The organism is Ancylobacter koreensis, from assembly GCF_023016525.1.
GTDB classification, from domain to species: Bacteria; Pseudomonadota; Alphaproteobacteria; order Rhizobiales; family Xanthobacteraceae; genus Ancylobacter; species Ancylobacter koreensis.
In genome coordinates this window covers 311,212-331,605 of the sequence record NZ_JALKCG010000002.1, presented here as the reverse complement: position 1 = coordinate 331,605, position 20,394 = coordinate 311,212, and the positions used below count along the sequence as shown (strand labels likewise).

22 protein-coding genes and 1 other RNA gene are annotated in these 20,394 nt (G+C 69.6%); 14 read left to right on the top strand and 9 right to left on the bottom strand.

Annotated features, from left to right (window positions below; genetic code table 11):
* The first annotated feature begins 156 nt into the window (after positions 1 to 156).
* Entirely contained in the window at positions 157 to 3,432 is a 3,276-nt protein-coding gene (locus tag MWN33_RS08650) for an EAL domain-containing protein (RefSeq protein WP_247200340.1), read from the top strand.
* Positions 3,433 to 3,485: 53 nt separating this feature from the next.
* Here MWN33_RS08650 and MWN33_RS08645 read toward each other — a convergent pair whose 3' ends face one another.
* On the bottom strand, positions 3,486 to 4,112 hold the full coding sequence (locus MWN33_RS08645) for a YqgE/AlgH family protein (RefSeq protein ID WP_247200080.1): 627 nt from the start codon (positions 4,110 to 4,112) through the stop codon (positions 3,486 to 3,488).
* 130 nt (positions 4,113 to 4,242) lie between these two features.
* Here MWN33_RS08645 and MWN33_RS08640 point away from each other — a divergent pair, with 130 nt between their 5' ends.
* Positions 4,243 to 5,091, top strand: a complete 849-nt coding sequence (locus MWN33_RS08640) for a protein-disulfide reductase DsbD domain-containing protein (protein ID WP_247200079.1) — start codon at positions 4,243 to 4,245, stop codon at positions 5,089 to 5,091.
* Positions 5,092 to 5,222: 131 nt separating this feature from the next.
* Positions 5,223 to 5,708, top strand: coding sequence for a peroxiredoxin (locus MWN33_RS08635; RefSeq protein WP_247200078.1), 486 nt, complete (start codon positions 5,223 to 5,225; stop codon positions 5,706 to 5,708).
* 114 nt (positions 5,709 to 5,822) lie between these two features.
* Here MWN33_RS08635 and MWN33_RS08630 read toward each other — a convergent pair whose 3' ends face one another.
* Positions 5,823 to 6,029 carry a YdcH family protein gene (locus MWN33_RS08630; protein WP_247200077.1) on the bottom strand — a complete coding sequence of 69 codons (207 nt, stop codon included), beginning with the start codon at positions 6,027 to 6,029 and terminating at the stop codon, positions 5,823 to 5,825.
* Between the two features lie 212 nt (positions 6,030 to 6,241).
* On the opposite strand from MWN33_RS08630, the gene MWN33_RS08625 reads away from it, so the two are divergent.
* Positions 6,242 to 6,418, top strand: coding sequence for a YdcH family protein (locus tag MWN33_RS08625; protein ID WP_247200076.1), 177 nt, complete (start codon positions 6,242 to 6,244; stop codon positions 6,416 to 6,418).
* 173 nt (positions 6,419 to 6,591) lie between these two features.
* Here MWN33_RS08625 and MWN33_RS19200 read toward each other — a convergent pair whose 3' ends face one another.
* Positions 6,592 to 7,344: a DUF6065 family protein gene (locus tag MWN33_RS19200; RefSeq protein WP_247200075.1), complete on the bottom strand. Its 753-nt coding sequence runs from the start codon at positions 7,342 to 7,344 to the stop codon at positions 6,592 to 6,594.
* 501 nt (positions 7,345 to 7,845) lie between these two features.
* Here MWN33_RS19200 and MWN33_RS08615 point away from each other — a divergent pair.
* A complete protein-coding gene (locus tag MWN33_RS08615) occupies positions 7,846 to 9,774 on the top strand; it encodes a propionyl-CoA synthetase (protein ID WP_247200074.1) in 1,929 nt (642 codons plus the stop codon).
* Positions 9,775 to 9,872: 98 nt separating this feature from the next.
* Here MWN33_RS08615 and MWN33_RS08610 read toward each other — a convergent pair whose 3' ends face one another.
* Entirely contained in the window at positions 9,873 to 10,577 is a 705-nt protein-coding gene (locus tag MWN33_RS08610) for a DUF1013 domain-containing protein (RefSeq protein ID WP_247200073.1), read from the bottom strand.
* 249 nt (positions 10,578 to 10,826) lie between these two features.
* On the opposite strand from MWN33_RS08610, the gene ispH reads away from it, so the two are divergent.
* From ispH to MWN33_RS08580, 6 genes are all read left to right on the top strand, one after another.
* Positions 10,827 to 11,798, top strand: coding sequence for a 4-hydroxy-3-methylbut-2-enyl diphosphate reductase (ispH, locus tag MWN33_RS08605; protein ID WP_247200072.1), 972 nt, complete (start codon positions 10,827 to 10,829; stop codon positions 11,796 to 11,798).
* 14 nt (positions 11,799 to 11,812) lie between these two features.
* Complete coding sequence (locus MWN33_RS08600; RefSeq protein WP_247200071.1) at positions 11,813 to 12,793, top strand: homoserine kinase; 981 nt, start codon at positions 11,813 to 11,815, stop codon at positions 12,791 to 12,793.
* The gene (gene rnhA / locus MWN33_RS08595) at positions 12,790 to 13,302 is read left to right on the top strand and encodes a ribonuclease HI (protein WP_425531980.1); all 513 of its coding nucleotides are present in this window, start codon (positions 12,790 to 12,792) and stop codon (positions 13,300 to 13,302) included. The genes MWN33_RS08600 and rnhA overlap by 4 nt, the downstream gene beginning before the upstream one ends.
* A 26-nt stretch (positions 13,303 to 13,328) precedes the next feature.
* On the top strand, positions 13,329 to 13,760 hold the full coding sequence (locus MWN33_RS08590; RefSeq protein ID WP_247200070.1) for a DUF4260 domain-containing protein: 432 nt from the start codon (positions 13,329 to 13,331) through the stop codon (positions 13,758 to 13,760).
* Positions 13,761 to 13,876: 116 nt separating this feature from the next.
* The gene (gene ykgO / locus MWN33_RS08585) at positions 13,877 to 14,002 is read left to right on the top strand and encodes a type B 50S ribosomal protein L36 (protein WP_013167868.1); all 126 of its coding nucleotides are present in this window, start codon (positions 13,877 to 13,879) and stop codon (positions 14,000 to 14,002) included.
* Between the two features lie 96 nt (positions 14,003 to 14,098).
* Positions 14,099 to 14,779, top strand: coding sequence for a tetratricopeptide repeat protein (locus MWN33_RS08580; RefSeq protein ID WP_425531979.1), 681 nt, complete (start codon positions 14,099 to 14,101; stop codon positions 14,777 to 14,779).
* Between the two features lie 36 nt (positions 14,780 to 14,815).
* Here the strand turns inward: MWN33_RS08580 and MWN33_RS08575 are convergent, their stop codons facing one another.
* The 5 genes from MWN33_RS08575 to MWN33_RS08555 all read right to left on the bottom strand — a co-directional run bounded on the left by MWN33_RS08575 (position 14,816) and on the right by MWN33_RS08555 (position 18,163).
* The gene (locus tag MWN33_RS08575; protein ID WP_247200068.1) at positions 14,816 to 15,340 is read right to left on the bottom strand and encodes a dihydrofolate reductase; all 525 of its coding nucleotides are present in this window, start codon (positions 15,338 to 15,340) and stop codon (positions 14,816 to 14,818) included.
* Positions 15,337 to 16,626: a flavin monoamine oxidase family protein gene (locus MWN33_RS08570; protein WP_247200067.1), complete on the bottom strand. Its 1,290-nt coding sequence runs from the start codon at positions 16,624 to 16,626 to the stop codon at positions 15,337 to 15,339. The genes MWN33_RS08575 and MWN33_RS08570 overlap by 4 nt, the downstream gene beginning before the upstream one ends.
* A gap of 22 nt (positions 16,627 to 16,648) precedes the next feature.
* Positions 16,649 to 17,380 carry an SspB family protein gene (locus MWN33_RS08565; RefSeq protein WP_247200066.1) on the bottom strand — a complete coding sequence of 244 codons (732 nt, stop codon included), beginning with the start codon at positions 17,378 to 17,380 and terminating at the stop codon, positions 16,649 to 16,651.
* Between the two features lie 52 nt (positions 17,381 to 17,432).
* Positions 17,433 to 17,797: a transfer-messenger RNA gene (gene ssrA / locus MWN33_RS08560) on the bottom strand.
* Between the two features lie 48 nt (positions 17,798 to 17,845).
* The gene (locus MWN33_RS08555; RefSeq protein ID WP_247200065.1) at positions 17,846 to 18,163 is read right to left on the bottom strand and encodes a hypothetical protein; all 318 of its coding nucleotides are present in this window, start codon (positions 18,161 to 18,163) and stop codon (positions 17,846 to 17,848) included.
* 265 nt (positions 18,164 to 18,428) lie between these two features.
* Between MWN33_RS08555 and MWN33_RS08550 the strand changes: the two genes are divergently transcribed.
* The 3 genes from MWN33_RS08550 (at position 18,429) to MWN33_RS08540 (ending at position 20,293) form a co-directional block, all read left to right on the top strand.
* Positions 18,429 to 18,875: a hypothetical protein gene (locus tag MWN33_RS08550; RefSeq protein ID WP_247200064.1), complete on the top strand. Its 447-nt coding sequence runs from the start codon at positions 18,429 to 18,431 to the stop codon at positions 18,873 to 18,875.
* 113 nt (positions 18,876 to 18,988) lie between these two features.
* Positions 18,989 to 19,783 carry a thymidylate synthase gene (locus MWN33_RS08545; protein WP_247200063.1) on the top strand — a complete coding sequence of 265 codons (795 nt, stop codon included), beginning with the start codon at positions 18,989 to 18,991 and terminating at the stop codon, positions 19,781 to 19,783.
* Positions 19,784 to 19,813: 30 nt separating this feature from the next.
* Positions 19,814 to 20,293: a GNAT family N-acetyltransferase gene (locus MWN33_RS08540; protein ID WP_247200062.1), complete on the top strand. Its 480-nt coding sequence runs from the start codon at positions 19,814 to 19,816 to the stop codon at positions 20,291 to 20,293.
* Positions 20,294 to 20,394: the final 101 nt, after the last annotated feature.

Sequence of the window (20,394 nt, the reverse complement as noted above, 5' to 3'; positions counted from 1 at the left end):
GCCGTTACTCATCGTGGCGCGTCACCGCACGGAGCCGGCGGCGCGGCATCCGAAGCCGTATTCCGAGGAATTCGTTTGGCCCCCGTCCGTCCAGCTTCGCCGCGCGGCTTTGCCGGCCGCCTTCCCCGCCGGCCGGCCCTGTGCCGGCTCGTGGCGATGGTGGCTCTGCTGCTCGCGGTGCTGCCGGCGATGCTCGTGCTGGGAACCCCGCCGGCGATGGCGCTGGAGGCGGTGGCGATCCGTCTCGATGCGCTGGTCGTCGACCTTGCCCCGGCGGTCGAGCGGCGCACCAGCGAGACGGACCGCATCCAGGTGTCCACCGTGCCGGGCGCCGACGGCATCGTGCGCCGCATCGAGGTGCGCTCGGTCGCCCCCGGGCCGGACGGCAGCAAATGGGCGATCTTCGCCCTCGCCAACAACACGGATGAGCAGGTCGACCGGCTGATCGTGGCGCCGCATTACCGCATGGTGGGTTCGGGCGTGTTCTGGCCGGATCTCGGCAACCGGCGCCTGCTCAACGTCACTGCCAGCCAGGGTTTCCGCCCGGAGCGGCAGAGCGCCCCCGACGCCGACGTCTTCCTCATCACCCTCGACCCCGGCACCACGGTGACGCTGGTGGCGGAGCTGGGCGACGGCGGGCTGCCGCAGCTCTATCTGTGGGAGCCGGAGGCCTACAAGGACAAGGTCAACTCCTTCACCCTCTACAACGGCATCGTCATCGGCATCGCCGGCCTGCTGGCGCTGTTCCTCACCATCCTGTTCGTGGTGAAGGGCAGCGCCATGTTCCCGGCGGCGGCGGCGCTCGCCTGGGCGGTGCTCGGCTATATCGGCCTCGATTTCGGCTTCTGGTCGAAGGTGTTCGGCATCTCGCCGCTGGCCCAGCAGTTCTGGCGCGCGGCGGGCGAGGCGATCCTCGCCGCGACGCTGGTGGTGTTCCTCTTCGCTTATCTCAACCTCAACCGCTGGCATGTGCGCTATGCGCATGTCACCGCCGGCTGGCTGGTCTTCCTCGCCGCCATCGTCGGCCTTGCCTTGCTCGATCCCTCGGCGGCGGCGGGCATCGCGCGCCCCTCGCTGCTGGTGGTCTCCTTCATGGGCTTCGGCGTGGTGATGTGGCTGGCGCTGCACCGCTATGACCGCGCCGTGCTCATCATCCCAACCCTGTTCCTGCTGGTGGTGTGGGTCATCACCGCCGGAATGGCGGTGTCCGGCCGCATCGGCAACGACCTCGTGGCCCCGGCCCTGCTCGGCGGCCTCGTGCTCATCGTCATGCTGATCGGCTTCACCGTCATGCAGCACGCCTTCGCCGGCATCGGCTCGGTGGCCGGCAGCGCGCAGGAGCTGGAGCGCCGGGCGCTCGCCGTGGCGGGCTCGGGCGACATCGTGTGGGACTGGGACGTCGACACCGACCGCATCCATGTCAGCCCCGAAGCCGAGCACATGCTGGGCCTCAAGCAGGGGACGCTGGAGACCGAGGCCGCCGGCTGGCTCGACATCATCCACCCCGGCGACCGCGACCGATTCCGCGCCACGCTGGACGGGCTGCTCGACCAGCGGCGCGGGCGCATCGACCAGGATTTCCGCCTGCGCGCCCATGACGGCCACTACCTCTGGTTCAACCTGCGCGCCCGCCCGGTGGTCGGCACCGATGGCGAGGTGGTGCGCTGCATCGGCACGCTGTCCGACGTCACCGACAGCCGAACCGCCGAGGAGCGCATGCTCCACGACGCCGTGCACGACAACCTCACCGGCCTGCCGAACCGCGAGCTTTTCCTCGACCGGCTCTCCGCCGCCGGCGGCCTCGCGCGCAGCGACGAGCAGATCCGCCCGACGGTGATGCTGATCGACCTCGACCGCTTCAAGCAGGTCAATGCCAGCCTCGGCATGCCGGCCGGCGATTCCATCCTGCTCACCGTCGCCCGCCGGCTGATGCGGCTGGTGAAGCAGCAGGACACGCTGGCGCGTCTCGGCAGCGACCATTTCGCGCTGATCCTGCTCTCCGAGCGCGATCCCGAGCGCATCACCGCCTTCGCCGACACGCTGCGCCGCACGCTGCGCGCGCCGATCACCTTCGGCGACCGCGAAATCTTCATCACCGCCTCCATCGGCCTTCTGCTGGCCGACGGGCAGAAGCGCACCCCGACCGAGATGCTTAAGGACGCCGAGCTGGCGATGTATTTCGCCAAGCGCGTCGGCGGCGACCGCATCGAGGTGTTCCGGCCCTCCATGCGCACGCACAAGCTCGACCGGCTTACGCTGGAGGCGGACCTGCGCCAGGCGCTGGAACGCGGCGAGATCAGCGTCGTCTACCAGCCGGTGGTCGACCTCACGACCCGCGCCGTCGCCGGTTTCGAGGCGATGGTGCGCTGGCAGCATCCCCATCTCGGCCTGCTGCCGCCGGCCGATTTCATGGGCATTGCCGAGGATACCGGCCTCGCGGTCGACCTCGGCCTGTTCGCGCTCGACACCGCCGCCCGCCAGCTCGGCGTCTGGCAGCGCAACCTGCGCGGCGACCCGATCTTCGTCTCGGTGAACATCTCCTCGCGCCACATGCTGCGGCACGACCTGCTGCAGGACCTGAAAGCGGTGCTCGCCCGCAACGTGGTGGCGCCCGGCACGCTCAAGCTGGAGCTGGCCGAGTCGCTCGCCATGGAGAATCCGGAATACGCCTCGCAGATCCTGCTGCGCATGCGCGAGCTGGGCGCCGGGCTGACGCTGGATGATTTCGGCACCGGCTATTCCGCCCTCGCCTATCTCCAGCGCTTCCCCTTCGACAGCATCAAGGTGGACCGCACCTTCATGAAGGCGCTCGGCCGCAGCGGCAACAAGGCCCAGCGTCCGATCATCCTGCGCACCATCATCAACATGGCGCACGACCTGGGCATGGACATCATCGCCGAGGGCATCGAGAACGATCAGGTCGCCGCCGCGCTCGCCAAGCTCGGCTGCCGCTACGGGCAGGGCCGGCTGTTTGGCGAGCCGATGAGCGCCGACGACGCGCGCAAGCGCCTGCAGCCCGACCAGCCGCCGACCTCGCTGCTGGAACGCGGCCGCCTGCTCTCGCGCGGCACGCGGCCGGCGGCGCCGGCGGCTCCCGCAGCGGCCCCGCCGGCAGGCGCGCCCGCCCGCCCGGCACCCGCCGCCGCGCCGGCCGCAGGCTCCCCGGCTGCTTCCCCGGCCCAGGCCGCCCCTCCTCCGACCGGTGGTGCGACCGCCGGTGGCGTCGCGCCGAATACGAGCGCGCCGACCAGCCAGCCGAGCACGGGCGCTCCGGCGGGTGGCAGCGCCCCGGCACAGCCGGTCGCGCGCCAGTCTGGCCCGCAGCCCGCCGCCCAGCCGCAGCAATTCGCCCGTCAGGCCCCGGTGCAGAATCCCGCCCCGCGCCCGGCCGCCGCTCCCGCTCCCGGCTCGGACGGCGCGTCCTCACGCTGATCGTTAGGGTAACGTAACGGAAGCGGACGGGCCGCCAAGAGAGCCGCCGGCCCTCAGGCGTGGCCCGCCTCGGCCGACAGCATGCCGGGGTCGATGCCGATCCGGCGCAGGGCGAGGTCGTATTTCGCCGCCGCCTCGGTATCAAACACGAGCGAACGGTCGGCCGGGCAATGCAGCCAGCCATTCTGCTGGATCTCGTTCTCCAGCTGCCCCGGCGCCCAGCCGGCATAGCCGAGCGCCAGCAGTGCGTCGGCCGGCCCGTCGCCGGTGGCGATCGCCTTCAATATGTCGAGCGTTGCCGTCAGGCAGATGCCGCCGTCGATCGGCAGCGTCGAATCCTGGATGACGTAATCGGCGCTGTGCAGCACGAAGCCGCGCCCGGTCTCCACCGGTCCGCCACGCACCACCTTCACCTCGCCGGCGCTGGTGGGCAGGCGGATGCGCTCGTCCTGCGGGATGACGTCGAGTTGGACCAGCAGGTCGGTGAATTTGATGTGATGGGCGGGCTGGTTGACGATGATGCCCATCGCCCCTTCCGGGGAATGCGCGCACAGATAGATCACCGCGCGGGCGAAGCGTTCGTCGCGCATCCCCGGCATGGCCACCAGCAACTGGCCGTCAAGGAAGCTGCTGCCCTCGCCGGCCGCTGCTCCCGATCCGCGTTCTCGTCCGATCCACATGAGGGAAAGCGTAAACCCCGCGGGCGCATTTTCAAGCCCGCCCCGGCGCACAGCACCGGCACGACGGGCACCCTCACATGAAAGTGCGGCTCCGGCCGCTTTCCGATCCGGGCGGGAACGGCTATCGCCAATGTCCATGATTTCGAGCCTCCGCATCGCCGCCCTCTGCGCCCTCGCCGCGTCCCCGGTCCTTTCCGCCGGCGCGCGGGCGGAACTGCTTTCGCCGTGGTCGTCGGCCGGCGCCACCTCGGCACGGCTGGTGGCGGGCGCGGCCGAGGCGGGCGCGCTTACCGGCGGCGTCGAGATCCGCCTCGCGCCGGGGTCCAAGACGTATTGGCGCTATCCCGGCGACAGCGGCATACCTCCGCATTTCGACTGGAACGGCTCGCGCAATGTCGGCACCATCGAGGTTCTGTGGCCCGCGCCCGTGCGCTTCGACGACGGCGGCTCCGCCTCCATCGGCTACAAGAACGACTTGGTGATTCCCTTCCGCGTCACCCCGCGCGAGGCCGGCCAGCCGGTCGAGCTGCGCCTCACCCTTGATTTCGCCATCTGCGGCAAGATCTGCCAACCCGCCTCCGCCGTGCTGACGCTCGACGTGCCGGCGGAAGGCGCCGCCCCCTCGCCGCCCGCGCTTCTTGCCGCGCTGGCAAGCGTTCCCCGCGCCGCCAGCCTCGGCGCCGCCGGCAGTCCGGCCATCGCGGTCGCCGAGTTGCACAAGGGGGCGGACGGCACCTCCATACGCGTCGAGACGCAGGTCGGCGACGCCGCCAATGCCGATCTCTTCGTCGAGGGACCGAGCGAGGACTGGGCGCTGCCGTTGCCAAGTCGGGAGACCGGGCCGGACGGGCGCACGACCTTCGTACTGCCGCTCGACGGCGTTCCCAAGGGCGCGGATATCGCCTCCGCCCGGCTGCGCTTCACCCTGATCGACGGTGCGCGTGCGATCGAGGTGGACTCCCCCCTTTCCGTCCGCTGAACCCGCTTCCCGACACGCGGGAAATGTCTATTCTACCTCGCGACCGGACCCGCCGGTCGGGCGGGAGCCTTTCCGCGCGACCTCGGCGGGTCGCGCTGTCCCTGCCCCCACCCGCTTGAAAGGACTGCATCATGACGATCAAGGTCGGCGACCAGCTGCCGAGCGTCACCTTCCGCGTCGCCACCGAGGACGGCCCGGTGCCGAAGTCGACGGACGAGATCTTCAAGAACAAGAAGGTCGTTCTCTTCGCGGTGCCCGGAGCCTTCACCCCCACCTGCCACAAGAACCACCTGCCAAGCTTCATCGCCCGCGCCGACGAGTTCTTCGCCAAGGGCATCACCACCATCGCCGTGACGGCGGTGAACGATCCCTTCGTGCTGGCGGCCTGGGAAAAGGCGTCGAATGCCGGTGGCAAGATCGTCTTCCTGTCGGACGGCAATGCCGAATTCGCCAAGGCGCTCGGCCTCGACTTCGACGCTTCGGCGGCGGGCCTCGGCGTGCGCTCGAAGCGCTACTCGATGCTGGTCGACGATGGCGAGGTGCTGATCCTCAATGTCGAGGACGTGCCGAGCAAGGCCGACAAGACCAACGCCGACGTGCTGCTCACGCAGTTCTGATTCGAAGCGTCACCAGGGCGCACGATCCGATGGCCGGGCATGTCCCGGCCATTTTCGTTCCGGCCTCGACTCCCCCGACGCGGAACGGGGCGCGAGGGCGCCCGCGCGGAGCGCTCACGCGATGATATCGGGGCAGATCTGGTCCTCGATATAGCCGATGCGGTCCTTCAGCATCAGCTTGCGCTTCTTGAAGCGCGCGAGCTGGAGCTGGTCGCTGCCGGGCATTTCCTGCAGCGTCTCGATCGCCACGTCCAGATCGCGATGCTCCTGCCGCAGCCGCTCGAGGAGGGCCTGGAGCTCGCGTTCCTCATCCGCCGTCATGTGTGCCAAAACGCCCGAACCAATCTCGATTCGCCCCCGTCCGGTGCGGAGGCTTGAGAGAGTATCGCCGCCCGCGCGGGCGCCTGCAACAGCCGCTCGCGCCGCTCCACCGCCCGGCACCATGGTGCACCGCAGCGCATCGTTTCGTCGACAGCCGGGAGCGGTCGTGACAGACTGATGACGTTCACTTCGGAAGACAGGAGAAACTGTCCATGACCATGCAGGCGCATGTTGCGGAGTTGGAACGGCGTCACCAGGCACTGGAAAGGCAACTGAGGGAGGAGGTGGCTCGCCCCTCTGCCGACGATGTACGCATCGCCGACATCAAGCGGCGCAAGCTTCTTCTCAAGGACGAGATCACGCGTCTGAAGGGTACGACCCTTCACTGAGGCCACCCACCGGGATTCCTCCTCCCGGCAAGATGCGTGAACCGCGGGCCCCGCCCGCCACAATATCCCCTGAAGCGATACTGGCCGGCCGGGTCGGGGCGACCCGGCCGGCCCGTTTATCTCGGCGCCTGCCGCAAGGCGGCACGACACGGGCAGCCTGCCGCCCGGGAGGGTCACGCCTTGCGGGGATTATGCCTTGCGAGGGTTACGCTTTGCGGAAGGGCTTTGGCCGTCCCCGCGTGCGATGGGAGGCGGGCGCTGCCGGGCCGTCGAGATCGCGCCCATGCTGATAGTGCTTCTGCCAGCCCGCGTTTGCCGCCGCCGAGTCCGGCACGGCGAGGTCGGCCTGGAACCGGTCGCGCGATGTGCTCCACTCGCGCTAGCGGCGCTCGAGATCGGCATCGTCGGCGAGCGGGCGGATTTCCGGCTGCATTGCCTCCGCATCGCCCCGGCGAACGGGAAAGATGTGGCAGAACGGCTCCCCTGCGCCGAAGCGTACCGCCGTGCGCGCCCGGGTGAATTTCCAGTTCATGGTGAGGTGTAGGGAATCCAGTCGCTCTCGACCACGCCGGTCGGCGCCGCGATGGCGTCCTTCGGCCGGTTGATCGGCCCTGGAAGATCAGGTCCATTTCCGGCGGCGTGCGGAAGACGAAGGGCACCAGAAACGTCAGCACCCCCTCGCCGAAATGGCTGCGGGCGATGCCTTCGCCGTCCGGCATCACCACAATGTCGTCTATACCGGCGCCACCGCCCCACATGGCGGAGAAGTTCACCGGATTGCGCAGCTCCCAGCCATGGGTGTCGGCGATCGCCAGCGGCAGGCAGCTATAGGGCGAGCGATCGCGCGCCCCATCCATCCATGCGCGTTCGGGCGACACCGTCACGATCTCGACGCCGTCGCCTATCGCGTAAGCCACCAGTTTCATAGGCACGCTTCGCGCTGCAGGTCGATACGGTCGACATGAACGCCGGCGGGCTTGGTGCTGCCGTGCCTCCGGTGCCGACCGCGAGGCCGGCACACCATGCCCGGCGGATCGGGCATGCCGCACGGCCGGAAGCCCGGCCCCGCCGACTATGGCGGCGGGGGAGGCGGCGGCGGGGGCACCACCGGTACGAAGCCGGACACCACGACCTGGGCCACGACCCCGGCCAGCTTGTCCCGCTTCTGCAGAAGCGGCGTCACGTAAGCGCGCTTTTCAGTCACTTGCATGCCCCCAAAACATTTGTTTGCCAACGTTAGAAAGCCTGTCCACCGCCGTCAACCCGACCGTTCGGGCCCGATGCGGCCCACCAGCCACGCGGCGGTGCCATGATCAGACGAAGGACGTAAGCAGTTGAGCGTTCTTGCCAGCGGACGGAAGACGCCGGAAAGTCGCCGGCAATAAAGAACGAAAAGCAATCAAGAACGACGACCGGGAGACGCCGCCATGACCATCGAGGTCAGCCGCTACGCCGAGGTTCACACGCGCTCGATTCGCGACCCCGAGGGGTTCTGGCGCGAAGCCGCGCGCGCCATCGACTGGTTCGAGGAGCCGCCGCGCGCCTTCGATCCCGCTCTCGGCGTCTATGGCCGCTGGTTCCCCGGAGGTGTCACCAACGTCTGCCATAACGCGGTGGACCGCCATGTCGCCGCCGGGCGCGGCGAGCAGCCGGCGATCTTCTACGACAGCCCGGTGGCCGGGGCGAAACGCACCGTCACCTATGGCGAGCTGCAGGTCGAGGTGAGCGTGCTCGCCGGCATGCTGCGCGAGCTCGGCGTCGGCAAGGGCGACCGCGTGGTGGTCTACATGCCTATGATCCCCGAAGCGATGTTCGCCATGCTCGCCTGCGCGCGCATCGGCGCCATCCATTCCGTGGTGTTCGGCGGCTTCGCGGCGGCGGAACTGGCCGGCCGCATCGAGGATGCGCAGCCGAAGGTCATCCTCTCCGCCTCCTGCGGCATCGAGCCCTCGCGCGTCGTCCCCTACAAGCCGCTGCTCGACCTCGCCCTGACCATGGCGAAGCACCAGCCCGATGCCTGCCTGATCTTCCAGCGCCCGCAGGCGGAGGCGAAGCTCCAGCCCGGCCGCGACCATGACTGGGAGACACTGCGCGCGGCCGCGCGCGCCGCCGGCATGGCCAGCGAATGCGTGCCGGTCGAGGCGACCGAGCCGCTCTACATCCTCTACACCTCGGGCACGACCGGAAAGCCGAAGGGCGTGGTGCGCGACACCGGCGGCTACATGGTGGCGCTGCGCTGGTCGATGGAGGGACTGTACCACGTCGCCCCCGGCGAGGTGTTCTGGTCCGCCTCCGACATCGGCTGGGTGGTCGGCCATTCCTACATCGTCTATGCGCCGCTGCTCGCCGGCTGCACCACCGTGCTCTACGAGGGCAAGCCGGTCGGCACGCCCGATGCCGGTGCCTTCTGGCGGGTCGTCGAGGACTACAGGGTCGCCGCCCTGTTCACCGCGCCGACCGCGCTGCGCGCCATCAAGAAGGAGGACCCGGAGGGGGCGATGATGGGCGCCCATGACCGCTCATCCCTGCGCACCCTCTTCCTCGCCGGCGAGCGCGCCGACCCCGACACGGTGGAATGGGCGCAGGCCAAGCTCGGCGTGCCGGTGGTCGATCACTGGTGGCAGACCGAGACCGGCTGGGCCATCGCCGGCAATCCGGTGGGCCTCGGCGCCCTGCCGATCCGCGTCGGCTCGACCGGCGTGCCGATGCCCGGCTATCAGGTCGACATTCTCGACGAGGGCGGCCATCCCATCGGCCCCGACCGCATGGGCTCCATCGCCATCAAGCTGCCGCTGCCGCCCGGCTGCCTGCCGACGCTGTGGCAGCAGGACGAGCGCTTCCGCGAGAGCTACCTCCAGGAATTCCCCGGCTACTACAAGACGGCCGATGCCGGCTTCAGGGATGCCGAGGGGCAACTCTTCATCATGGGCCGCACCGACGACATCATCAACGTCGCCGGCCACCGCCTCTCCACCGGCGGCATGGAGGAAGTGCTGGCGGCTCACGCGGATGTGGCGGAATGCGCGGTCATCGGCATCCATGACGAGCTGAAAGGTGAAGTGCCCTGCGGCTTCCTCGTGCTCAAGGCCGGGGTGTCGCGCTCGCCGGCCGATATCGAGAAGGAGATCGTCGCGCTGGTGCGCGAGCGCATCGGCCCGGTGGCGGCCTTCCGTCTCGCCATCACGGTGAACCGGCTGCCCAAGACGCGCTCGGGCAAGATCCTGCGCGGCACGATGAAGAAGATCGCCGACGCGCAGGCGTGGAACATGCCGGCCACCATCGACGACCCCGCGACGCTGGACGAGATCGCCGTCGCCCTTCAGGCGCGCGGGCTCGCCAAGGCCACGGCGGCCTGAGCGGCCGGGCAGCGCCCCGAAAATGAAAAAGCCCGGAGCGGGAGGCCGCTCCGGGCTTTTGTCGTCTCAGCTCCGACGCCTTGCGGCGGCCGGGAGCCTCACTCCTCGTCCTCGGCCTCGCTCTTGCGCGAGCCGCCGAGCTTGGCGAACACGGTTTCGAGGTCGATGGCCTCCTCGCGCGGCTTGCGGGCGGGGCTGAACGGCTCGGGCGCCTCGCCGGTCGACACGTCCACCGGCAGCAGCGTCGCACCCTGCTCGGCCGGGGCAGTCGCCGGGCGGTCCTTGGAGGAGCGCTGCACCTCGATGTCGAGGTCGATCTGCGAGCACAGGCCCAGCGTCACCGGGTCCATCGGCGTCAGGTTCTGCGCGTTCCAGTGGGTGCGCTCCTTGATCGACTCGATGGTCGTCTTGGTGGTGCCCACCAGACGCATGATCTGGCTGTCCTTGAGCTCGGGATGGTTGCGCAGCAGCCAGAGAATGGCGTTCGGGCGGTCCTGGCGCTTCGACACCGGGGTGTAGCGCGGGCCGCGGCGGCGCTTGGGCTCCGGCAGACGCACCTTCGATTCCAGCAGCTTCAGCCGGTGGTTCGGGTTCTTCTCGGCGCGCTCGATCTCCTCGCGGGCGAGCTGGCCGCTCGACACCGGGTCGAGCCCCTTGATGCCCTGCGCGACCTCGCCGTCGGCGATGCTCTTCACCTCCAGCACGTGGAGCTTACAGAAATCCGCGATCTGGTCGAAGGTCAGCGCGGTGTTCTCGACCAGCCACACGGCGGTGGCCTTCGGCATCAGGGGGGCGTTCGCCATGGGACGCGTCTCCATCCAGATTGGTTCATTCGGCCGCGCACGAGTCTTCACGCGCTCCGCCCACCCTCGGGGGCAGAGCCTCGGACCGTCTCGCGATGACCGGGATGCACGTAATATAGGCTTGTGCGCGCCGTCCTGCAAACCCAAAGACAGGGGCGGCCGGCCCGGCTTGACAGCGCGGGCCGCGCCACCCATGACGGTGGCGTGGCCCTGCTCGGGCCTTACCGCCCGGCCCCGATGGACATGACGATGTCGCCCGCCGAAAAACCGTCCCTGCGCGTTCTCCTGTGTGCCCCGCGCGGCTTCTGCGCCGGTGTGGTGCGCGCCATCGACGCGGTGGAGCGGGCGCTGGAGATGTACGGCCCGCCGGTCTATGTGCGCCACGAGATCGTGCACAATAAATATGTCGTCGAGGGGCTGAAGGCGAAGGGCGCGATCTTCGTCGAGGAGCTGGACGAGGTCCCCGCCGGCAGCACCGCGCCGGTGATCTTCTCCGCCCATGGCGTCGCCAAATCCGTGCCGGAGGACGCGGCGCGGCGCAATTTCTTCGCCATCGACGCCACCTGCCCGCTGGTGACGAAGGTGCATCGCGAGGCCACGGTTCACTTCAAGCGGGGGCGCGAGGTCGTGCTCATCGGCCATGCCGGCCACCCCGAGGTGATCGGCACCATGGGCCAGCTTCCCGAGGGCGCCGTCGCGCTGGTCGAGACCGCCGCGCAGGCGCGCGTCTTCACCCCGCGCGATCCCTCGAATCTCGCCTTCACCACACAGACCACTCTCTCCATCGACGACACCGCCGAGATCGTGGCGATCCTGCGCGAGCGCTTCCCCCTGATGGTGGCGCCGCACAAGGAGGACATCTGCTACGCCACCACCAACCGGCAGGAGGCGGTCAAGCGCGTCGCCCCCGAGGTGGACGCGATGATCGTGGTCGGCGCGCCCAATTCGTCGAACTCGCAGCGCCTGCGCGAAGCCGCCGAGCGCGAGGGCTGCCGCCATGCCGCGCTGGTGCAGCGGGCCGGCGAGATCGACTGGAGCGTGTTCGGCGCCATCGCCTCGCTCGGCGTCAGCGCGGGCGCCTCCGCCCCCGAAATCCTCGTCGAGGAGATTCTCGACGCCTTCGCCGAGCGCTACACGCTCAAGGTGGAGACGGTGCATACCGCGCATGAGGACGTGTTCTTCCCGCTGCCCCGCCAGCTCCGCCCCGACGCAGCGGAATAGGTCCGACTGATCCCATGGCCGTCTACACCGACGTTTCGCCGGAAGAGCTCGAAGCCTTCCTCTCCACCTATGAGATCGGCCGGCTGCGCGCCTTCAAGGGCATCGCGGAGGGCGTGGAGAATTCGAACTACCTGCTGCAGACGGAAGCCGGCGGCTTCATCCTCACCCTCTACGAGAAACGGGTGAACCCGGCCGACCTGCCCTTCTTCGTCGCGCTGATGGAGCATCTGGCCAAACGCGGCATCGACTGCCCGCAGCCGGTGCGCAACCGCGCGGGCATCGCGCTCGGCACGCTGGCCGGACGCCCGGCGCTGATCGCCACCTTCCTCGTCGGCACCTCGGTGCGCCGGCCGACCGCCGCCAACTGCGCCGCGCTCGGCGCCGCGCTGGCGGGGCTGCACAAGGCCGGCGCCGACTTCGCCGGGTTCAGCCGCCTCAACGCGCTTTCGGTGGCCGGCTGGCGCCCGCTCTACGATCAGGCGGCCGAGCGCGCCGACACGGTGGCGCCCGGCCTCTCCGCGCTGATTGCCGACGAGCTCTCGGTGCTGGAGGCGCACTGGCCCGCCGGCCTGCCTGCCGGCGTCATCCATGCGGACCTGTTCCCCGACAATGTGTTCTTCACCGATGGGCGGTTGTCGGGGCTGATCGACTTCTACTTCGCCTGCAACGACCAGCTCGCCTATGACGTCGCCATCTGCCTGAACGCCTGGTGCTTCGAGCCGGACGGCGCCTACAACCAGACCAAGGGCCGCGCCCTGCTCGCCGCCTACCGGGCCAAGCGCCCGCTCACGGCGGAGGAGATCGCCGCGCTGCCGCTTCTGGCGCGCGGGGCGGCGCTGCGCTTCCTGCTCACCCGCCTCGTCGACTGGCTGAACGTGCCGCCCGGCGCGCTGGTGCGCCCGCACGATCCGCTGGAATATCTGCGCAAGCTGCGTTTCCACCGCTCGGTGACGAGCCCGCGCGACTACGGCCTCCTCGAAGGCGTCGACGCGTGAAGACCGCGCCCGGCACCGCCCGCGTCTTCGCCGACGACGCACCGAAGGAGATGCCGAAAGGCATCGTCGCGGTGTGGACCGACGGCGCCTGTTCGGGCAATCCCGGTCCCGGCGGCTGGGGCGCGATACTGCGCTATGCCGGCGCCGAGAAGGAACTCTGCGGCGGCGAGAGCCCCACCACCAACAACCGCATGGAGCTGATGGCGGCGATCTCGGCGCTGGAGGCGCTGAAGCGCCCCTGCACCGTCGACCTGCACACCGACAGTGAATATATGCGCAACGGCATCACCAAATGGATCGCCGGCTGGAAGCGCAATGGCTGGCGCACAGCCGACAAGAAGCCGGTGAAGAATGTCGACCTGTGGGAGCGGCTGGAAGCGGCCATCGCCCGCCACGAAATACGCTGGCACTGGGTCAAGGGCCACGCCGGCGACGAGATGAACGAGCGCGCCGACGAACTGGCCCGCGCGGGCATGGCGCCTTACAAGGCCGCGCGCGGCATGGGCTAGACGGGCGGCGCTGGAAGGAACCGGCAATGGCGAACGAGATCGGCGCCACCCTGCGCCCCGCACCTGATGGGCCGACGATCCTGCTGCGCATCGAGGGGCTCGCCGGCTTCGGCGCCGCCCTTTTCGCCTATCACGCGTTGGGCGCGAGCTGGTGGCTGTTCGCGGCGCTGATCCTGGTGCCGGACCTGTCCATGCTGGGCTATCTGGCAGGGCCGCGAACGGGCGCCTTCTTCTACAATGTCGCCCACACCTATCTCGGGCCGGCCCTGTTGGGCGGCCTCGCCTACGCGCTTGGTGCGCCGCTCGCCGGTGCCATCGCCGTCATCTGGGTCGCGCATATCGGGCTCGACCGGGCGCTGGGCTACGGCCTCAAATCGGCGCGGGGATTCGCCCACACCCATCTCGGCCGTATCGGACGAAATGAGGATGACGGCGCCGCGAAGCGCCACGCGGATTGACAAACGGCCCTGCCCTCCGCTATCAGCCGGGCCTCGAATTAAAGCTGGCGGATCGGGGCGCGGCCATGGAGGCGCCGTCTCATGCGCAGGCGCTGTCGATCCGAAGGTTAAGTGTCATGAAGATCCGTAACTCGCTCAAGTCGCTGCTCGGCCGTCACCGCGACAACCGTCTGGTGCGCCGCAAGGGCCGTGTCTACATCATCAACAAGACCCAGAAGCGCTTCAAGGCCCGCCAGGGCTGAGCCTCCGGCCGGTTCGCCGGCCCGGCCGCGTTCACGATTTCGCGGCTCGCTGCCCTGCAGCATTGACGAGGGCGCCATCGCTCCTAGACTGGAGTAATGCGCGCCCTTTTTGCTGTTCTCATCCTCGCCGGCTCGCTCGGGGCCCCGTTTGCCGGGATGCCTTCGGCTGCCCTTGCCCAGAATGCCGGGCCGCCCCTGGCCCAGCCACCGGCAGCGGCGGACGACGCCAGACCTGATGCCGCGCCCGAGGCCAAGGCGGCCGGTGCGGCCGACAAACCCTCCTCCGAGCCCGACCGCGCCAAGCGGCTCGACGCGCTGTTCGCCGCGCTGAAGGCGGCGCCGGACAAGGAATCGGCCAAGGGCATCGCCGAGCGCATCGACATCGCGCTCACCCCCTCGGGCAGCGACACCGCCGACCTGTTGATGAGCCGCGCCGCCCTCGCCACCGAGGCGAAGGATTTCGATCTCGCCGTCCAGCTTCTCGACGGCGTGCTGAAGGTCTCGCCCGACCATCTGGAAGCCTGGAACAAGCGCGCGACCGTCTTCTATCTCAAGCAGGACTTCGCCGACGCGCTGGTCGATCTGCGCCAGGTGGTGGCGCGCGAGCCGCGCCATTACGGCGCCTGGGCCGGCATCGCCATCATCTGCAAGGAGATCGGCGACGAGAAGCGGGCGCTGGAGGCGGTGCGGCAGGCTCGCGCCATCTATCCCTATCTCGACGAGATGGACGACATGGAGAAGACGCTGTCGATCAGCGTCGAGGGCCGGCCGATCTGACGAGACTCCCGTCACGGCCGGCATGACGCCGGGGGCTCACGCCAGCTCGTAATCCACGAAGCTGAAGGCGTATTCGTCCTTCTCGCCCTTGATCGGCCCCTCGCGCCCGACTTCCCGCCACGCCCAGCGTTCGAAGGCCGGGAAATGCACGTCGCCCTCGGGCCGGGCATGCACCTCGGTCAGCCGCAGCCGGCTCGCATGGGGGAAGGCCTGCGCGTAAATCTGAGCGCCGCCGATGACCGCCATCTCGTCGACGCCGAGCCGTTCCGCCTCTTGCGCACCCAGCACCAGCGCCGCTTCCAGCGAAGGCGCGGTCAGCACGCCCTCGGGGACAGCGAAGCCGGTGTCGCGGCTGATGACGATGCTGGTGCGACCCGGCAGCGGCCGGCCGATGGACTGGAAGGTGCGCCGCCCCATCAGGATCGGCTTGCCCCAGGTGATGGCGCGGAAGCGCTTGAGATCGCCGGAGATGTGCCAGGGCAGCTCGTCGCCGCGCCCGATCACCCCGTTCTCGCCGACCGCCGCCACGAGGGCGAGCGCCGGAGGCGCCGCCGCGCTCACGCCGCCCGCCCTCGCAGCTGCGCGATGGCCGCCTCGGCGGCGGCGAGGCCCGTCTCGTGCGCGCCATGGGCGGTCGAATAGGCGTGCGGCGACACCGCCTCGCCCGCGAACAGGATACGCCCTCCGAGCGGCTCGGCATGGGTGGCGGAGAGCCGCGCACGTACATGCGCGAAGCCGGGCAGCGCGCAGCTATAGGCGCCGCCGATCAGCGGGTCGCTCACCCAGCCGGTGGTGGCAAGGCCCACTACATGCTTCTCGACGTCGGCGCCGAAGGCGTCCTTCAGCGCGGCGAGGCCGAAATCGCGCATCGCCTCCGGCCCGGCCGCCACCAGCCGCGCGGCATTGTCGCCGCCGAGCTGGCCGATCGCCATCGGCGCGCCGAAGGGGCTGACCACGAAATTGATCGGCCGCCGGTCGAGGTGCGCCACGTCGATCGTGTCGACATAGGTCGTCGGCGCCACGCCGAACACGTCGCGATCAAACAGGAATGCGACCTTCTCCGCCGCGCCGAGCGGCAGCGTCGCGAAGGCCTCCGCGAGTTCGGCGGGCAGCAGCGGCGCGAAGGCGAGGCCGCCGCGCGCGATGACGGTGGTCGGCACCGCCACGATGGCGAGCTGCGCCTTCAGCGTGCCGCGTGGGGTCTCCAGCGACACACCCTCGCCGGACCAGTCGATGCGCGAGACCGTGCAATCGGTGACGACCGGCAGGTCCGGCGCCCGGCGGGCGGCCAGCGCCTGGATCAGCGCGCCATAGCCCTTCTCCACCGGGCAGTTCTCGCCGGTGTCGGTGTAGGCGGCATAGTCGAGCGCCGAGAGCCGCTCCGGCTCGGCGGCCGACATAAGGGTCAGCCAGTGCCGAACCAGCCGGCTCCACGGCGCGGCCGGATCGAGCACGGCGCTGGCGGCGACGTCGCGGCCTTCCTCGCCCGCCCTGTGCACGACGCCGTAGCCCGCCTGTATCGCCTGCCAGATCGCCTCGCGCTCGGCCTCATCGGCCCAGCGGTCGCCCAGATGCGTCGCCCGCGCCTGCCGGTTGCCGCGCACGAGATAGGTGAGGCCCAGCTCGTCGGCGGCGGCGCGCAACGGGTTCATAGAGGCCGAATGCAGCCAGTGGCAGCCCCGGTCCCAGGCGATGCCGAACGTATGGGTGTCCGTCCATGCCCGCCCGCCGGTACGCGCGGCGGCTTCCACCACCAGCACGTCGATGCCGGACCGGCGCAGCCGCGCGCCGGCCGCAAGGCCCGCCGCGCCGGCGCCGACGACGATGACCTCGGGATTGGCGCTCACGGATCGCTTCTTTTCTGGAGTGTCACTTCTTGCGGAAGGCGTCGAGGCGTACGACCTGCGCGCCGCCATCCTTGGCCGCCTCGTCCTTGCCCGCCTCCTTCGGCGCCGCATCCTTGGCGGAAACATCTTTGGCGGGCACGCCCTTGGCCGGCGCCGCCTTCGGAGCGGCCTCCTTCAGCGCCGGCTTGCCGTCGCCGGCAGGTTCGGGCCGGACGGCGCGGGGAGTGGGCGCAGGCTTCGCCTCGGGCGCGGGCTTCGGATCGGCCGACCGCGCCGGGGCGCGGGTCGAGGGCACGGAGGTGGGACGTGCCTCGCCGAAGGGCGTCACCGGCGCGGGCGTAGGCGGCACCTCGGAGAGGGTCGGCGCCGCCTCCTCCGCCGTCTCCTCGTCCTCCTCGGGCATCGGCTCGAACTGCAGGCCGAACTTCACCGAGGGGTCGAAGAAACCCTTCAGCGCGGAGAACGGGATGTGCAGCCGCTCGGGAATGCCGTTGAAGGACAGGCCGACCTCGAAGAACGGCTCGGTGACCAGCAGGTCCCAGAACTGGTGCTGGAGGACGATGGTCATCTCTTCGGGATAGCGCTCCTTCAGGCGCGGCGAGAGCCGCACGCCGGCCGCGCAGGTGTCGAAGGAGATATAGAGGTGGTGATCGCCCGGCAGACCGTCGCGGGCGACATCGGTCAGCACGCGGCGCACGACGCTGCGCAGCGCGTCCTGAACAAGCAGGTCATAGCGGATAAGGTCGACGCTCATGCCGGCAATGAACCCGATTCCGGTCCCGGCCGCCAGCCGGTCGTGAGAGGAAAGTGCAGGCTTCTGTTGCCAGGTGCCTGCGAACCCCGCCCGACGGTGCTACCCGCTAGGACTTATTTTCCGTAGATCAAACCGCTCACGCGGCCTGAGCAACCGGAGCATAGTTGTCGTTGGCAACTATAAGTTTGGTCCGATGACGGCGGTACCATGCCGGGCGAAAGACAACCCTTTACGCTCTCGTCGATCCTGTTTCGCCCCCGCCCGAAACCACCGCACGCGGCAGGCCGATGGGCTCAGGTGGAGGCGCCGGGTACTGCCCCCGGGTCCGAAGAGTTTATTACGGAAACCGTTTATCGCCATAGCCGGCTTGCGCCGGCACCGATGAATATAGGTGTTATGCCCGCCGGTTGGAAGGGGGCAGCCTCCCTCTTCCCCATCTGCTGCGCGTGTTGTGCCGGGTCTCCGTCAGGCCTCCGTCTGGTCGCCGTACTGGAGCTGCTCGATCGGCTTGTTGCCGCCGACCGTGCCGTGCAGCTTCTCGTCGATCTCGGCGATCCGCGCGCGCAGCGCCTCCAGCATCAGTTCGCGCACCGTCTCGTAGTCGAGCCGTACCGAGGAATGCGCGCTCTTCAGCGCCTGCCCGGAACGCAGGACCAGCGAAGGAACGGTGTGCGCGTGCTCGACCGTGAAGTCGAGCGGATGCGTCGCGTCCTTCTCCAGCAGGTTGAGATGCATCCGCAGGCGGTGGTGCTCGGTGTGCAGGGCGTCGGTGCTGTCGGTCATGATGTCCTCCCTCGTGCCTCGCGGGACAACGGGCCCGCGCCGCCGAGGTTCCCATGATACCGCCGCGCCGGGGCTTTTCGAAAGCCGTCGCGCGCTGCCGTCGCCCCGCCGCGAAATGACCCCGGAATTGCCTCTGCCCATACGGGAACGCGGGAGGCCGCCCGCCGTTGGCTCGGTCAGGCCGCTGATGCTCCGGCGGCAAGGGGTGCAGCCGGTCCGGCCTTCCGCCGCCGGCTGCGGGGCGCAGGTTGGAAGGAGACACGCCATGAACGCTGCCACTATGCCTGCCGCGAGGACGAAACGGCTCCTCGGCCTCGGCGCGGCCGCCCTGCTCGGCACCGCCGTGCTCGCCGCCTCCCCCGCCTCGGCGCAGGAGGTCTATGTGCGCGGCCCCGCTCCGCTGCCGCCGGGAACGGTGATCGTCGAGGAGCCCGGCTATGGCCCCGGCTACGGTCCGGGCTATCTGGCGCCGGGCGGCCATGTCATCGTCCGCGAGGCAACGCCTCCCGTGGTGGTGCGCGAGGCGCCCCAACGCGTCATCGTCACCGATCCCATGGGCGGCCCCTATGCGCGCGAGGTCTATGTGCGCCGGCCCGCTCCGCCCGAGCCGCTGCCCGGCGGCTATTATGACGACGCCTATGACGGCGGCTGCCGCACCTTGGAGCGCCAGACCCGCAGCGGCCTCGTGACGGTGAGCACGGTCTGCGACTGACGCCCGCAGCCGCATTTCATGTAGATAGCCCCTGCCCGGCGGGCGGCGCGGAGGATGCGCCGCCCACCGGGCGATGCTATATGTAGTGGGTCGGAAGGCCGGCGGGACGAGAGATGCGGCAATATCACGAGCTTCTGGAACGGGTGCTGCGCGAGGGCGTCGCCAAGAGCGATCGCACGGGCACGGGCACGCTTTCCCTCTTCGGCCACCAGATGCGCTTCGACCTTGCCGAGGGCTTCCCGCTCGTCACCACGAAGAAGCTGCACCTGCGCTCGATCATCCACGAGTTGCTGTGGTTCCTCGCCGGCGACACCAACATCGCCTATCTCAAGGCGAACGGCGTCTCGATCTGGGATGAATGGGCGGACGCAAACGGCGATCTCGGCCCGGTCTATGGCCACCAGTGGCGCTCCTGGCCGGATGGGCGCGGCGGCGTGATCGACCAGATCGCGCAGGTGCTCGCCGACATCCGCCGCAACCCGGATTCGCGCCGGCTGATCGTCTCGGCGTGGAATCCGGCCGACGTGCCGGAGATGGCGCTGCCGCCCTGCCACTGCCTGTTCCAGTTCTATGTGCTGGACGGCAAGCTCTCCTGCCAGCTCTACCAGCGCTCCGCCGACATCTTCCTCGGCGTGCCGTTCAACATCGCCTCCTATGCGCTGCTCACCCACATGGTGGCGCAGGTGAGCGGTCTGAAGCCCGGCGATTTCGTACACACGCTCGGCGACGCCCACATCTACTCCAACCATGTCGAGCAGGTGCACGAGCAGCTCTCGCGCGCCCCGCGCCCGCTGCCGACCCTGAAACTCAACCCCGAGGTGGACGACCTCTTCGCCTTCCGCTTCGAGGATATCGCGGTGGAAGGCTACGATCCCCACCCCGCCATCAAGGCGCCGGTGGCGGTTTAGGCCACAGATCCCGACGTCCACGGAACGCCCATGTCCCTTTCCCTCCGCCCCGCGCGGCGCGACGACGCCGCGCTGATCCTCGCCTTCGTGCGCGAGCTCGCCGACTACGAGAAGCTGCGGCACGAGGTGGAGGCGGAGCTCGCCGACATCGAGCGCGACCTGTTCGGGTCGAACCCGCGCGTGTTCTGCGACATCGCGGAATGGGACGGCGCGCCGGCCGGCTTCGCCCTGTGGTTCTACAATTACTCGACCTTCCGAGGCCGGCACGGGATCTTCCTGGAGGACATCTTCGTGCGCCCGGCCTTCCGCAGCCGCGGCATCGCCACTGCGCTGATGCGTGCTCTGGCGCAGCGCTGCGTGACGGAAAAGCTCGGGCGTTTCGAGTGGAACGTGCTCGACTGGAACGCGCCGGCGATCCGCTTCTACCGCTCCGTCGGCGCCATCCCGCTCGACGCCTGGACCACCCAGCGCGTCGACGGCGAGGCGCTGGAACGGCTCGCCGCCGGCTGATCCGACTCCACCGCGAAGGAAAGCCGCCGGCGCGGGCCGGCGGCGCAAGGTGCGGGCAAACGCCCGAGGGGTCCGGGAGAACGGGCCCGGCGAACCGGGCG